Raw genomic sequence first — 13,593 nt, 5'->3', positions numbered from 1 at the left:
TCATAGGTATTCCTTTTTGTTTGTTGTGATAATTTAAATTATAAGGAATACCTCCTTTTTTTAAACTAAAACTGTGCAATATCTATGGCTCTTAAACATTTTTAACAAATTAGTAATCTTGACTTAAATCTTAAAGTTTGTTATACTTTTATCATAAAATAATTAAAACAAATATATTTACGGTAAGTATTTATGAGCGAAGAACAAAATGAACAAGTGTCAGAAACAGGCATATATTGTGCTAACTGCCGATATTGCGTATTGTTTAGAAAGTCAAGCGGAGTAGACGGCAGCCAATATTTGCTAAGAGTTAAATGTGCACAGGAACAATGGCGTAAAAAACTTGGCGAAGAAAAAATGTACAAGTATTTTACAGTTGCAAGAAGAACGGTTGAAAAGTGTGATGACTATAAGGAAATGGGTGATTTAAGAAGTTTCCTAAAGGCTTTACGCAAAAGTCTGCCTGTTCGTGATGAGGTATATACTATAAAAAAATAATGGATTTTTTAGTGAAAAAAAGTTTTGTTTTTTTAGTTATACTTGTTTTTTTATTAGCTTCATGTGCCTCGGCGGTTAAGATATCCGTTGAAGAAGAGAGATATCCCAAAATAATAGCCGAGAAAGCATACACTGAATTTGGTAATAAAAACTACAAGACTGCTATAGCTTATTATCAGTATATAATAGATAATTTTGACAGAGAAAACTATAGTAAGGATGTGGCTTGGGCTTATTATGAAATAGGTTTCTGCTATTATTATCAAAAAAAGTATGAAGAGGCTTTAACATATTTTGATATAGTTATAAATAATTTTACAGTTTTACCTCCTAGAATTTTGGCTCAAAAGGTTATGCAGGATATTTATGAGAAAAAGCCTAAATTAAAACCTGTAGAGATAATAGAAGAGGAAGTAGAAGTTATTGAAGAAAATGTAGACTCATGAAAAAAGAACATAGCATTACTACTAGACTTATATTAAATTTTTTAATAATGAGTATTATAGGTATAGCTGTTATATTAATAATATATGTTTTGTATTCCAGAGGTGAAGGCAGAGATTATTCTTTATTTACATATATGTTAATAAGTTTAATATTCTATAAAACTTATATGCCGTATATAATATCTCTATCTGTATATTTTGCTTTCTTTAAGGCTAAATATTTATATCAGGAAAATATATCAAAAGTCATAGCAGTCCCAATAACTGTAATTATCATTTTGGTAGTATTTTATACACTATATGATTATTCTTTTGTAGATTCTTTTATCTCTATTGTAAAAGAGCATAATGCTTCTAGAGATTCTATGGTTTATTATGAGTATGGACTAAAACTAAAAAACGAAGCGTATGAAAAAGCTAAAAATGAACTTATCAGCGGTAATTTAAATTATGCTGCTTATTTTGCTGAAGAGGCTTTATTTTATGATAGAAATGACGGAAATATACTTCTTCTAATAAAAAGTATACAGGAAGAAAAAAGAAAAGAGAATGAAAAACTTCATCAATTAGAAATAAGCAATATCAATAATTTAATAAGACTTGGTACTAGAGAATTCAGCTATTCAAATTATTATGAGGCATCTAAATATTTTAATCAGGTTGTTGCTTTGGATAAATATAATCCTTTGGCTTTGTATTATATAAATAAAATCAGCATTGCTAATAATCAAAAACCTAAGTATGCAATTACTACAACAGAAGAGGCATCTGTGTATGGCAGATTATCTGATGTTATTTCTCTTTATGAGAATGGAAGATTATGGGACGCTTATAATGGAATTTACAAATTATATATGGAAGCTCCAAATATAGCGGAAGTTGATAATTATTATTCTATTATTAGAGATTCTATAAGCAGATATGATTTCTTTATTAGAGAAGCCAAAGAGGTAAGAAATGCATATATTAATAATCCAGATATACTGCAGTATACATCTGCATTAAACCATAATGGGATAAATTTAATGCTTGATAAAAATACTTTACTTTCATCTTCAAGCAGTTCTATGTTTAAAAATAGTTTTTATATATTTGATGTTTCTATTATAAAACTTGATGATGAATTAAAGATTGTAAGCTGTGATAATTATTTATACGGAAAAATAGCGGAAGAATTTAAAGCTACAAATAATAATAAAAATATTATATTAAAAGCACGTTTTGATACAAATAGAAATGATTATATTTATAGTGATACCAATAGCTTAGTTATTCCTATTTCTATATCATATAGTACTTTGGATATTATAAAAAATTATACTTCTTTGGAATTAAAGTATGTTAATTTATCAGATTTATTTACTTTAAGAAAAGAAATTAAAAGATTTGGTTATTCGGATAAAGAGATTAATCTTGAATTAATAACTAAAAATATAGAACCTATTACATATTTATTATTATTTCTTATAATAGCGTATTATTCATTTAGATATAGGCTTTCTATGTCTTCTTCAGGTACTTTTCATCTCTATAATAGAGTTACTGGAGTAGTTGGTACTGTATTGTTTGGCTTGGTATATAGGGTAATAGTTGGCTATATATCTATGCTTCTTGTAATGCTTTCCCAAATTACTCTTAGTGTGATTATTGTTGTTGCTGCTGCATTTATTTTGATATTGATTGTAATATTCCAAATGGCTAGAATTCCGAGAGATGTTAGATAATTTATATTCAAAGAGAGAAATAACAGAATATTTAAAAGAGAAGTCTATATTTCCAAATAAAAATAGAGGTCAGAATTTTTTATGCGATAGAAATATTGCATATAATATAGCATCTACTGTTCCAAAAAATTATTTGAGAGGTGAGTTTTCTTTAGAGATAGGCGGAGGGCTTGGAGCTTTAAGTAATATGCTCATAGATATATATAAAGAAAATCTCACTATAGTAGAATATGATAATGCTTTGTACAATCATCTAAAAGAAAAATTTAATAATATTAATATAATTCATAAAGATATATTAACTTTTGATATATCAGATTCAGATAAGAAATATGATGTTTATGGAAATATACCATACAATATAGCAAGCCCCATAATGGAATGGCTATTGCAAAAATCTTACGGCAAATGGAATTATGCGGTATTTATGGTTCAGAGTGATTTTGCTGAAAGACTTACAGCTAAAGAAGATACAGAAAATTATTCAGCTTTGACACTATTTGCTAATTTTATGTCAGATGTAAAACTTGAATATAATGTTTCTAAAGAAGTTTTTTACCCTATTCCAAAAGTTACATCATCTATTATAAGTATTACTCCAAAAAAAGCTGATATTGATATGATAGATATATTTAAGTCAGCAGCAAAAACATTGTTTCATAATAGAAGAAAAACTATAAGAAATAATTTTATTAATTCTCCATATATTAATATAGATAAAAATTATATAGATGAAATATTTGAAAAGTCAGGTATTGATGGAAATATTAGGGGCGAAACTTTAAACTTGGATAAAGTAATTAAACTTTCTAATATATTAAAAGAATATATTAATTAGTTATTAGTGTCATTTTCTATTATTTTTACAGATTTTATAATGTTGTTTATTTCTCTATCATCTTTTTTACTGTTGGCATTGTACATACATATTATTTGTAGTATACCATCATCATGAAGCATTGAAAATGATTTGTGGTAGGTTTTATTAGGTCCGTAATAGAAACTCATTAAAATTTCATAAGAATTATCAAAACCTTGTGCTGGACCTTCATTAACTATTTCAAATTCTTGAACAGCATTATTATTTTTTAATCCGTTTACTATATCGTTTCTAGCTTTTTCTAAATTAATTATGCCGGTATATGCAGCTTTATATTTTGTATATGCTGCAGTGTATATTGCTGTTTTTCTCTGCACGCCGTATGAATTATAATATTCTATTCTATTATCAGCTTCCACAACTTGTCCCAAAAAATTTTCTGAAAAATCTTCTGGAACATCTATTGATATATTATTAAAGATTATAGTTTTAGTTCTAGGTTTGCAGGCATATAGTGATAATGCCAATAGAATAGTTAAAAATATTATATATGTGTTTTTTGTAGTCATTGTTTTATTATATATCATAATATATATTTTTAAAGTAAAAAAAATTATTTTATATAACTATTTTTTTATAAATCTTAAAGATTTTTTTATGACATTGCTGTATAATTTTTTATATTTTATAATATAAGATTTATGGGAATAAAAATTACAAATAAAGGAAATATGAATGAGAAAAACTAAAATAATAGCTACTTTAGGACCAAGATGGTCTAGTAAAGATATGATAAAAAAGATTATAGAAAATGGTGCAGATGTATGCAGATTAAATTTTTCATTTGGGGCTTATGAGGAACATTTAGAGAGAATCAACATAATAAGAAAAGTTTCTAAAGAATTGAACAAACCTGTAGCAATACTAGCTGATATGCAGGGACCAAAAATAAGAATAGGAAAGCTAAAAGAACCTATAGCAGTAAAAGAGGGAGATATAGTAAAATTAAGCGGATATAAAGAGACCAATGATGAAAATATCATTCCTACAACACATGCTAATATAGCACATGATGTAAAAAGCGGATCTATGCTTTTAATAGCTGATGGTACTATACAGCTTATAGTAGAATCAAGCGATGAGGCTTCAAAACTTGTAGTATGTAAAGTTATAACAGGAGGAACTATATTAAGCAGCAAAGGTATTAATTTACCAGGTGCTCATGTTACTACCGAAGTTTTAACAGAAAAAGATATTAATGATGCATTATTCTGTGCTAAAAATGGTGTAAATTACTTAGGTATGAGTTTTGTTAGGCGTGCTGAGGACGTTATAAGGCTTAGGAAAATTTTAGATGATAATAATTTTCAGCATGTATCAATAGTATCAAAAATAGAAAATACAGAATCTTTAGAAAATTTGGAAGATATAATAAAACATTCTGACGGAGTTATGGTAGCAAGAGGTGATTTGGGAGTGGAAATACCATTCGGAGAGGTTCCTGTTTGGCAGAAAAAGATATTAAAAATGGCTAATGATTTGGGTAAAATTACTATAATAGCTACTCAAATGCTTGAAAGTATGACAAAAAGTCCTGTACCTTCAAGAGCAGAAGCAAGCGATGTTGCTAATGCTGTATTAGACGGAACTGATGTTGTTATGATGTCAGCTGAAACTGCTTCGGGTGATTATCCTATAGAATCAGTTAAAGCTATGGTTTCTATTGTAGAGGCTGCTGAAAGATCTATGACTAAAATATCTCATGATAATATGAATTTATTAGATAGAGGAATAAATGATGCATTGGCTGATAGTGCTTCTTATTTGTCATATAGTTTGAATAATAAAGTGGTAATTGCACTTTCTAAGTCTGGAAGAACTGTGAGAAATTTATCTAAAAAAAGACCTAAAACGCCTATAGTATTTATGTCTTCTGATACTAATTTATGTAATAGCCTTTCTATATGTCATAATGTTTATACTATACTTATGCCAGAGGATTTAAACTTCAGTTCTGGAATTAGTCATGGCGGACAAATAGATATACTTGAAGATACTATAGTTAAACATAACTTGGCAAATCATGGAGATACTGCAATAGTTGTCAGCGGAAGTAAATGGCAGGGCAGATGGCAGGAAAATAGTGTTCGTATAGTTATTATACACTAATTTATATATTATATATATTTTATTTTGGATTGCTAATAATTTTTAGTAATCCTTTTTTATAATTTTGTGTTTGTAACAAAAAATTGCATATATTATATATATTTTACATGTTACTACTTGAAGTAATATTTAAATATTGTATAATATATCGATAATAATTTTTTGGAGTTGCTAATATGCATAATGAAAAAAGAGAAAAATTATCGAATAGGCTTGGTTTTTTACTTGTGTCGGCAGGATGTGCTATAGGACTTGGAAATATATGGCGATTCCCTTATATAACAGGTAAATACGGCGGAGCTGCTTTTGTTCTTATTTATCTTATATGTTTAGCTGTAATAGGTTTGCCAATACTTATAATGGAGTTTAGTATAGGGCGTGCTGGAGGAAGAGATATTGCAGGTTCATATAAAGCATTAGAAAAAGAAGGCTCTAAATGGCATTTAATAGGATATATTCAGATGTTTGGCTGTCTTATACTTATGATGTTTTATACCAGTGTTACAGGCTGGACTATAACTTATGCTTATTATATGGCAACTGGTGCTACATTAGGATTAAGTCCGGACGGTGTGGCACAGTTTTTTGGTACTATGCTTTCTAATCCTAAAATAATGGTTATTAGTTTATTTATAGCTGTATTTTTGGGTACATTAATATGTTTTAAGGGGCTTCAGGCAGGCGTTGAAAAAGCATCAAAGTTTATGATGTCGTCATTATTTGTAATAGTGATAATATTAATAATTAGGTCTGTAACTTTGGAAGGTGCTATAGAGGGAGTAAAGTTTTATCTTCTTCCAGATTTATCTAAGATTTTTAATGGAGGAGCAGAAAATTTATTTGAGGTAATATATGCAGCAATGGGGCAGGCATTTTTTACTTTAGGTATTGGAATAGGAAGTATGACAATATTTGGAAGCTATATAGGAAAAGAAAAATCTATAACAAATGAATCTATAATAATAGTTATATTAGATACATTAATAGCACTTCTTTCAGGGCTTGTAATATTCCCAGCCTGTTTTGCCTTTAATGTGAATCCGGGAGAAGGTGCAGGTTTGGCATTTGTTACTTTGCCTAATATATTTAATTCTATGCATCTTCCTAGATTATGGGGGACATTGTTTTTTATATTTTTGTCAATGGCTGCTTTAACTACTGTTATAACTGTATTTGAAAATCTAATAGCTTTTACTATGTCAGAGTTTAAAATGCATCGTAATATAGCTGCTGTATTAGTTGGTATAGTTGTATTTGTATGTTCTCTTCCTACTGCTTTGGGCTTTAATGTATTATCATTTATACAGCCTATGGGGGCAAATACAAGTTTCCTAGATTTATTTGATTTTATAGTAAGTTATAATTTGGTTGAGCTTGGAGGAATATATATAATAATATTCTGTGTTTCTAAATATGGTTGGGGATGGAATAATTTTATTACAGAAGTTGATTCTGGAAGCGGGATAAAGTTTCCAGCTATATCAAGATTTTATGTAACTTATATACTTCCTGTAATATTATTTGCTATGTTTATTATTAATTATATATATAAATTTTTTATTTGAAGTTAATGATTAATAAACTTTGATTTATGCAGTGTAAATATGTTTATTCATATTTGCACTGTTTTTATATAAAAAAATACTTTTGTTATATAAAAAAATAAAATGATAATATTTTAATAGGAGGTATTATGATAGGTATTTATTTTAGCGGCACTGGAAACAGCAAATATTGTTTGGAATATTTTTTTAAATGTTATATTGATGATTATAATATATTTTCTGTAGAAGAAATAAAAGATAGTATTGAAATATTAAAAACAATAGATAATGATAGGAATATATTTATATCTTATCCCATTTATTTTAGTACAATTCCTAGAATATTAAACGAATTTATTGATAACAATGGTAATTTTTTTAGCGGTAAAAAAGTATTTATAATAGCTACTATGAATATGTTTAGTGGAGACGGTGCAGGATTAATGGCACGTAAATTAAAAAAATATAATGCTGATATAATAGGCTCAGTTCATTTAAATATGCCTGAAGCTATAAGTGATAAAAAGAAGGCATGTAAAACCATAGAATATAATTCAGATATGATAAAAAAAGCCAAATTAAAAATAGAAAAAACTGCTGATTTGCTTAAGAAAGGTAAACCCTCTAAAGACGGACTTAGTATAATGGATTTTCTATTAGGTTTTTTATCGCAAAGAGCTTGGATAGGTAATAAAGATTTTAGTAATAGATTAAAAATAGATTCTAATAAATGTATAGGCTGTGAAAAATGTGTTAAATTATGTCCTATGAAAAATTTAAAATTAAATGATGAAAAAAAAGCTTTTCCTAATCACAACTGCACTTTATGTTATAGATGTGTAAATGAATGCCCTGTTAAAGCTATTACTTTATTTGGAAATGAAGTTTTTTCACAATATCATATAAATGATTGTTTAAAACAGTTATAATTGTTATTATAGAGCAGAATAGAAATAATTTTTAGTAAAAGGAGTTTATAATAATATGACTAATGAAGAGATGTTTAAAAAGGTTGAAAAGAGATTCAATTCTCAGGATTTTTTATCTTTTGTAGGAATGAAACTTGAGCATATAGAGAGAGGAAAAGTTATTATATCATGCGAAAATAAAAAAGAGTTTTCTCAATATTTGGGTTATATGCATGGAGGAATGGTTGCAGCATTAGCTGATACTGCAGGCGGGCATGCAGCTGCAAGTATTCTTGAAGAAGGATACAAAACTGTAACTTCTGAGCTTAAAATACATTATTTAAAGCCTGTTGTTGCTAAAAAAGTAATAGCTGTTGGGGAGGTTTTAAGTGCTGGAAAAAAGTTAATAATAGTAGAAGCAGTTATTAAAGATGAAGAGGATAATATGCTTGCTAAAATGATAGCAACTATGTTTGTAATAGATCCTTCTTAAATTTATAGTAAATAATATATCAAAATATCATTTACTATTTGTAATTTTTATGAGTTTATAAAATCAGATATTATAAAATTATATTAAAAGGAGATTAAATATGATAATAGGGTTCATTGGTGCTGGTGCTATGGGAGGAGCTTTAATAGAAGGCTTTATAAAGTCTGGAATAGAGTATACCAATATCATAGCTAGCGTAAAGACAATGGAGAAAAAAGATTATCTTGAAAAAAATCTTGGAATAAAAGTTTATACAGATAATAGAAAAGTGGCAAGTGAGGCTGATATTTTGTTTATAGCAGTTAAGCCTTATATGGTTAGTGCAGTAGCTGCAGAGATATCATCATCTATCAAAGTAGGTGCTACTATTGTTAGTGTTGCTGCTTCTGTAAGTAAGAGGGATTTGTCAAGACTTTTTAATGGCAGCAGAATTGTTAGAATAATGCCTAATACTCCAGTAAAAACATGTAATGGTTTTATATCGGTTGTGGAGGCAGAAAATAAAGTTGTAGAAAATGGTGTTGTGGAGTTATTGAAACGTGTAGGAATGGTTAAGGTAATAAAAGAAGAGCAAATACATGCTTACAATGCTATGGCAGGCTGTTCTCCAGCTTTTATGTATATATTAATAGAGGCTATGAGTGATGCCGGCGTATTAATGGGTATAGACAGAAAAACATCTATAGAAATGGCAGCACAGGTTTTTAAAGGTACAGGTACTATGGTATTAGAATCTGGAAAACACCCTGCACAGTTAAAAGACGGAGTATGTACTCCTGCAGGACTTACCATTAAAGGAGTTGAAGTTCTTGAAGAAAAATCTATGAGAAGCGGTCTTATTGAAAGTATTATTGCAAGCTATAATAAGTCTATAGAAAGTGAAAAAAAGTAAAAATTGTGTTATAATATATATGTATAGTATGCTTTTTTTGTCATAATATATAAAATTATAATAATCAAATTGAAAAATTCTGTTTGACTTTTTTAATTCAATTATTATAATATCAATATAAGATATATGGAGAAAAATATGCCTAAGAAGACAATATTAGTTTTAGACGATGAAAAAAGCATTAGAACTCTGTTTGAGGAAGAGTTCAAAGATGAAGGCTATGATGTAGTATCTACAGACAGCGGAGAAGAAGCCTTAGAAATGCTTGACAAAGGTACTCCTCATATTGATTTAATAACTTTAGATATAAAAATGCCTAAAATGGACGGTTTGGATTTTTTAGCTAAAGTTAGAGAAAAACATAGAGAGCTGCCTATAATAATATGTACAGCATATAATAATTATAGACATGAGTTTTCTGTTTGGAATGCCGATGGTTATATATTAAAATCAGGCAATCTTACAGAGATTAAGGACAAGATAAAAAGACTTATAGGTTAAATAATTTATGCCTCATATTCGTAAAGATCCTGTAACTAAGCAGTCCGTAATTATTTCAGCAGAAAGAACTGGAAGGCCTAGTGATTATGTTAATTTGAATGAAAAGCATATAGCCAATTCTGAACTCAGCTGTCCTTTTTGCAGAGGTCATGAGATGAAAACTCCAGACCCTGTTTATACTGTTTATGCTGAACAGGAAGAGATTTGGCAGGTTAGAATAGTACCCAATAAATACCCTATAATATCTGAGACACATCAAAACGAATTGCCGAAAGAGAATACTCTTTTTTGTGCAAGCAGTTCTAAGGGGTTCCATGATGTTATCATAGAACACCCTAATCATTATTTTAATTTTTATCATGCACAAACTGAAGATTTTTTCTATATTTTCAAAGCAGTTATGATGAGACTTAGAGACTTGGGTAAAAATGACGGAATGCTCTATAGTCTTCATTTTAAAAATTTTGGTCCTGAAGCAGGTGCAAGTCTTTCGCATTCTCACTCGCAAATTATAACAACTCCTTTTATACCAGTTCAAATGCTTGATGAAATTAATGGTTCTTTTGAATATTATAATGAAAACAATAGATGTGTATATTGTGATATTATATCCGAAGAAAAGAAACTTAATGAAAGGGTAATATATGAAAATGATAATTTTATAGCCATTGCCCCTTTTGCTTCAAAGTCTCCTTATCAGATATATATAATGCCAAAACAGCATTCTAATAGCATAATATACGCTTCAAGTCCTAATATTCTTGATTTTGCTTCTATACTTAAAAATATATTTGACAGACTATATAAACTTCTAGGTGAAGTGAGTTTTAATTATGTGCTTCATACTCTTTTACCTGTATTTAATGATAAATATAAGTACTCCAGTCATTGGTTTTTAGATATAATGCCTAAAATGAGCAAACTCGCAGGCTATGAATTAGGAAGCGGTGTATTTATTAATTCTATTACACCAGAAGATGCTGCAGAACAGTTACGAAATGCATTATAATATTACTATATGATCTCTGGTAACAACAGCATCATAATTTTTGTAGCCTAATATCTTTAATATATCATCAGAATGATGCCCCATTATCTTCTCAACATCATCAGAACTATAATTAATTATTCCTCTTGCAAATTCATTTTCATTTTCATCTATAATGCTTACTATATCGCCTTTTTTGAAAGTGTTAATTACCTTTGTTATACCTATAGAAAGCAGGCTTGATTCTTTTTCAAGTACAGCCTTTTTAGCACCTGCATTTACTTTTAATTTTCCTATTATAGTTGTAGCATAAGCAATCCATCTTTTTTTTGTAGGAAGTTCATTAGTTTCTTCTACAGGGTAAAATATAGTTTTATCTTCGCTTTCAAATATATTATTAAGTACATTAGGTTTTTTACCGTTTGCTATAAATAAGGCACAGCCAGATCTAGTAACTATTTTAGCAGCCTGAAGTTTTGTTTTCATTCCGCCTCTTCCGCCTTTAGAAGCGTCAAGACCAAGATTTTCTATTTCTTTTGTAACTTCAAATACTTCATGTATGAATTTTGCATTAGGATTGGTTTTAGGATTATCATCATAAAGACCGTTAATATCTGAAAGTATTATAAGCAAATCAGCATCAAGTTCGCTTGCCACTAAAGCAGAGAGTTTATCATTGTCAGAAAAACTTATTTGTGTAACATCGTATAATTGTTTAAGTTCATCGCTTGATACAGTATCATTTTCATTTATTATAGGTACAACCTTATATTTTAAAAGCATATTTAAAGTAGAGTGAAGGTTAAGATATCTTCTTCTGTTTGAAAAATCTTCTTCTGTGAGAAGTATTTGAGCCGTAACTATGTCAAATTTAGAAAATCCGTCTTCATATATAGACATAAGCTGAGACTGTCCTATAGCAGCACATGCTTGTTTTAAAGCTACCTCGTCCAAATCCTGAACATTAATCTTTTTAGCTCCAAGTCCAACTGCTCCAGAAGTAACTATCAATACCTCTTTACCCATTCTGTGAAATTTTGCTATAGCTTCTATAAAAGAATATATTCTGGCTAGGGAAATATATCCTTCATCATTTCTTAAAACATTAGTTCCGAATTTGAATACTATTCTGTTTATATTATTTAAATCTATTTTTTTCATAGCAGGTATTATAAATTATATATATAAAAAAATAAAGTTATAATTTATGATTATTTTAAATTTATTTATAACATTATGCGATTATTATAAATAAATTTAAAAGCAAATCATATTTAGTAACAAGTTTGGTTTTTATAATTATTTGTTTCCCCATACTCCGCCGAATTTAAAGCTTAAACCTAAATAAAAATCATTATCTACTGTATAGTGTCCGCTTTTTTCATTATACGATATAACTCCTACTTGGTTTCTATTTTCTAATTCATAATATTGATAATTATTTTTATATACTGGATCATATGTAAAAGTATCAGAAAGCATAATTTTGAAATCATCGGTTATATTAAAGGTTATTCTTAAGAAAGCTCTGTATTTAAGCTGATAAATATCTTCTGCATTTGAATATATATTATTATCATGTATACCGAAATGTGCTGTTATATCAAATTTCCATAATCTTCTGGCTTCGAAAAATATAAATCCGCTCATTCCATAATATGGTTTTGCACCATTAAATGTCTGTACAGAAAAATCAGTATAATATCCGTCATTAAAATGAGGTGTATTTGTATTGGCTTCACCGGGGAAATATTGATTATATACTCTTATACCATGTCTGAACCAAAAACCCTCAATTCCTACAGTAAATCTTCCATCTCTTCCATTTCTGAAGTAAAAAAATGCATTAATGCTGTCTCCCCATTCTTTGATTGGCTGAGAGCCTATTTCTGTAACTATGCCTGCTACTCCAGTATTTACATAGTCATTGCTGTATGCTACTTTAGCCATAAGTCCTTTAGAAGAATTAGCATCAAGTCCCATTTCACCATTAATCATTCCTACACCTATAAATGCTCCAAAGAAATTTGCTTCTATCATTAATCCAGTATCGTATCTTGGTATAAACTGAGTATCATATCCTATAGGCATATCTCTTGGTCCTGACAGTACAGTAGATTTATTGCTGCTTACTGTATGATAATAAAAAAGTGTAGGGAAGTATGAGGTCATAGGTATATTTTTTGTGTATGGTTCTAAAACTCCTGCTCTTATTCCTACGTATTTAAAATTTACAAATATATTCATCTTTGAAAAATCGAGTACTGGAGGCGACATATCCTTATAAAATCTTGCTTTATGGGATAATGGCTCATATAATCTTAGATTCATATCAGCCTCTATGGAAGCATATTTATATTCTTTTATATAATTCAAATCTCCGTATAAAAGCACTCCTAATGTATCTTCATTTCCAGTCTGTTCTATAAGATCGCTCATTCTTCCGTATGCTGTCATTTCTAAAGAGGCTGATAACTGTCCGTATCTTTTTATATTATTAGTATTTGTTGTTTGCGAATATGCATTATAACTAATTATAATAATTAACATAATACAAAAACAAGAGAAGCAAAAAAATTTAGATATAGGTATTAGCTTTTTATAGTGCTG

The 13,593-nt window shown here is 28.7% G+C and carries 14 protein-coding genes; 11 read left to right on the top strand and 3 right to left on the bottom strand.

Features of this window, described 5'->3' with window-relative positions:
- Window positions 1–192: 192 nt before the first annotated feature.
- Genes Q1X91_RS11730 through rsmA form a run of 4 tightly spaced genes read left to right on the top strand, consistent with a single transcriptional unit; the run spans window position 193 to window position 3,506 of the window.
- Complete coding sequence (locus tag Q1X91_RS11730) at window positions 193–498, top strand: hypothetical protein (protein WP_300757596.1); 306 nt, start codon at window positions 193–195, stop codon at window positions 496–498.
- An 11-nt stretch (window positions 499–509) separates the two neighbouring features.
- Complete coding sequence (locus Q1X91_RS11725) at window positions 510–944, top strand: tetratricopeptide repeat protein (protein ID WP_300757593.1); 435 nt, start codon at window positions 510–512, stop codon at window positions 942–944.
- Window positions 941–2,668 (top strand): hypothetical protein, encoded by a 1,728-nt coding sequence (locus tag Q1X91_RS11720; protein ID WP_300757590.1) that lies wholly within the window; start codon window positions 941–943, stop codon window positions 2,666–2,668. The genes Q1X91_RS11725 and Q1X91_RS11720 overlap by 4 nt, the downstream gene beginning before the upstream one ends.
- Window positions 2,658–3,506 carry a 16S rRNA (adenine(1518)-N(6)/adenine(1519)-N(6))-dimethyltransferase RsmA gene (gene rsmA, locus Q1X91_RS11715; protein ID WP_300757587.1) on the top strand — a complete coding sequence of 283 codons (849 nt, stop codon included), beginning with the start codon at window positions 2,658–2,660 and terminating at the stop codon, window positions 3,504–3,506. Before Q1X91_RS11720 ends, rsmA begins: the two co-directional genes overlap by 11 nt.
- On the opposite strand, the gene Q1X91_RS11710 is transcribed toward rsmA, so the two are convergent.
- A complete protein-coding gene (locus Q1X91_RS11710) occupies window positions 3,503–4,075 on the bottom strand; it encodes a hypothetical protein (protein WP_300757584.1) in 573 nt (190 codons plus the stop codon). The two genes, rsmA and Q1X91_RS11710, sit on opposite strands and share 4 nt — an antisense overlap.
- A gap of 148 nt (window positions 4,076–4,223) precedes the next feature.
- Here Q1X91_RS11710 and pyk point away from each other — a divergent pair, with 148 nt between their 5' ends.
- From pyk to Q1X91_RS11675, 7 genes are all read left to right on the top strand, one after another.
- A complete protein-coding gene (gene pyk, locus Q1X91_RS11705; RefSeq protein ID WP_300757582.1) occupies window positions 4,224–5,657 on the top strand; it encodes a pyruvate kinase in 1,434 nt (477 codons plus the stop codon).
- Between the two features lie 176 nt (window positions 5,658–5,833).
- A complete protein-coding gene (locus Q1X91_RS11700; RefSeq protein WP_300757580.1) occupies window positions 5,834–7,222 on the top strand; it encodes a sodium-dependent transporter in 1,389 nt (462 codons plus the stop codon).
- 128 nt (window positions 7,223–7,350) lie between these two features.
- Complete coding sequence (locus tag Q1X91_RS11695; protein WP_300757578.1) at window positions 7,351–8,130, top strand: EFR1 family ferrodoxin; 780 nt, start codon at window positions 7,351–7,353, stop codon at window positions 8,128–8,130.
- A 55-nt stretch (window positions 8,131–8,185) separates the two neighbouring features.
- Window positions 8,186–8,602 carry a PaaI family thioesterase gene (locus Q1X91_RS11690; protein WP_300757576.1) on the top strand — a complete coding sequence of 139 codons (417 nt, stop codon included), beginning with the start codon at window positions 8,186–8,188 and terminating at the stop codon, window positions 8,600–8,602.
- 100 nt (window positions 8,603–8,702) lie between these two features.
- Complete coding sequence (gene proC, locus Q1X91_RS11685) at window positions 8,703–9,494, top strand: pyrroline-5-carboxylate reductase (protein WP_300757573.1); 792 nt, start codon at window positions 8,703–8,705, stop codon at window positions 9,492–9,494.
- A 138-nt stretch (window positions 9,495–9,632) separates the two neighbouring features.
- Window positions 9,633–9,995 (top strand): response regulator, encoded by a 363-nt coding sequence (locus Q1X91_RS11680; RefSeq protein WP_012670232.1) that lies wholly within the window; start codon window positions 9,633–9,635, stop codon window positions 9,993–9,995.
- Window positions 9,996–10,002: 7 nt separating this feature from the next.
- A complete protein-coding gene (locus tag Q1X91_RS11675; protein WP_300757570.1) occupies window positions 10,003–11,004 on the top strand; it encodes a DUF4931 domain-containing protein in 1,002 nt (333 codons plus the stop codon).
- Here Q1X91_RS11675 and proB read toward each other — a convergent pair.
- Complete coding sequence (gene proB, locus Q1X91_RS11670; RefSeq protein ID WP_300757563.1) at window positions 10,999–12,144, bottom strand: glutamate 5-kinase; 1,146 nt, start codon at window positions 12,142–12,144, stop codon at window positions 10,999–11,001. The genes Q1X91_RS11675 and proB overlap by 6 nt on opposite strands.
- Before the next feature lie 138 nt (window positions 12,145–12,282).
- Window positions 12,283–13,533 carry a hypothetical protein gene (locus Q1X91_RS11665; protein WP_300757598.1) on the bottom strand — a complete coding sequence of 417 codons (1,251 nt, stop codon included), beginning with the start codon at window positions 13,531–13,533 and terminating at the stop codon, window positions 12,283–12,285.
- Between the last annotated feature and the right edge of the window lie 60 nt (window positions 13,534–13,593).

This window comes from uncultured Brachyspira sp. (assembly GCF_949287625.1).
In the GTDB taxonomy this organism is placed as follows: domain Bacteria; phylum Spirochaetota; class Brachyspiria; order Brachyspirales; family Brachyspiraceae; genus Brachyspira.
The sequence above is the reverse complement of the archived record's forward strand: the minus strand, read 5'-3'. Positions and strand labels throughout refer to the sequence as shown.

Excerpts from the sequence above, each read along its gene's own strand:
- Q1X91_RS11730 (WP_300757596.1), top strand. The coding sequence starts at position 193 with ATGAGCGAAGAACAAAATGAACAAGTGTCAGAAACAGGCATATATTGT.
- pyk (WP_300757582.1), top strand. The coding sequence starts at position 4,224 with ATGAGAAAAACTAAAATAATAGCTACTTTAGGACCAAGATGGTCTAGT.
- proB (WP_300757563.1), bottom strand. The coding sequence starts at position 12,144 with ATGAAAAAAATAGATTTAAATAATATAAACAGAATAGTATTCAAATTC.
- Q1X91_RS11710 (WP_300757584.1), bottom strand. The coding sequence starts at position 4,075 with ATGATATATAATAAAACAATGACTACAAAAAACACATATATAATATTT.
- proC (WP_300757573.1), top strand. The coding sequence starts at position 8,703 with ATGATAATAGGGTTCATTGGTGCTGGTGCTATGGGAGGAGCTTTAATA.
- Q1X91_RS11680 (WP_012670232.1), top strand. The coding sequence starts at position 9,633 with ATGCCTAAGAAGACAATATTAGTTTTAGACGATGAAAAAAGCATTAGA.
- Q1X91_RS11700 (WP_300757580.1), top strand. The coding sequence starts at position 5,834 with ATGCATAATGAAAAAAGAGAAAAATTATCGAATAGGCTTGGTTTTTTA.
- Q1X91_RS11665 (WP_300757598.1), bottom strand. The coding sequence starts at position 13,533 with ATGTTAATTATTATAATTAGTTATAATGCATATTCGCAAACAACAAAT.
- rsmA (WP_300757587.1), top strand. The coding sequence starts at position 2,658 with ATGTTAGATAATTTATATTCAAAGAGAGAAATAACAGAATATTTAAAA.
- Q1X91_RS11695 (WP_300757578.1), top strand. The coding sequence starts at position 7,351 with ATGATAGGTATTTATTTTAGCGGCACTGGAAACAGCAAATATTGTTTG.
- Q1X91_RS11690 (WP_300757576.1), top strand. The coding sequence starts at position 8,186 with ATGACTAATGAAGAGATGTTTAAAAAGGTTGAAAAGAGATTCAATTCT.
- Q1X91_RS11720 (WP_300757590.1), top strand. The coding sequence starts at position 941 with ATGAAAAAAGAACATAGCATTACTACTAGACTTATATTAAATTTTTTA.
- Q1X91_RS11675 (WP_300757570.1), top strand. The coding sequence starts at position 10,003 with ATGCCTCATATTCGTAAAGATCCTGTAACTAAGCAGTCCGTAATTATT.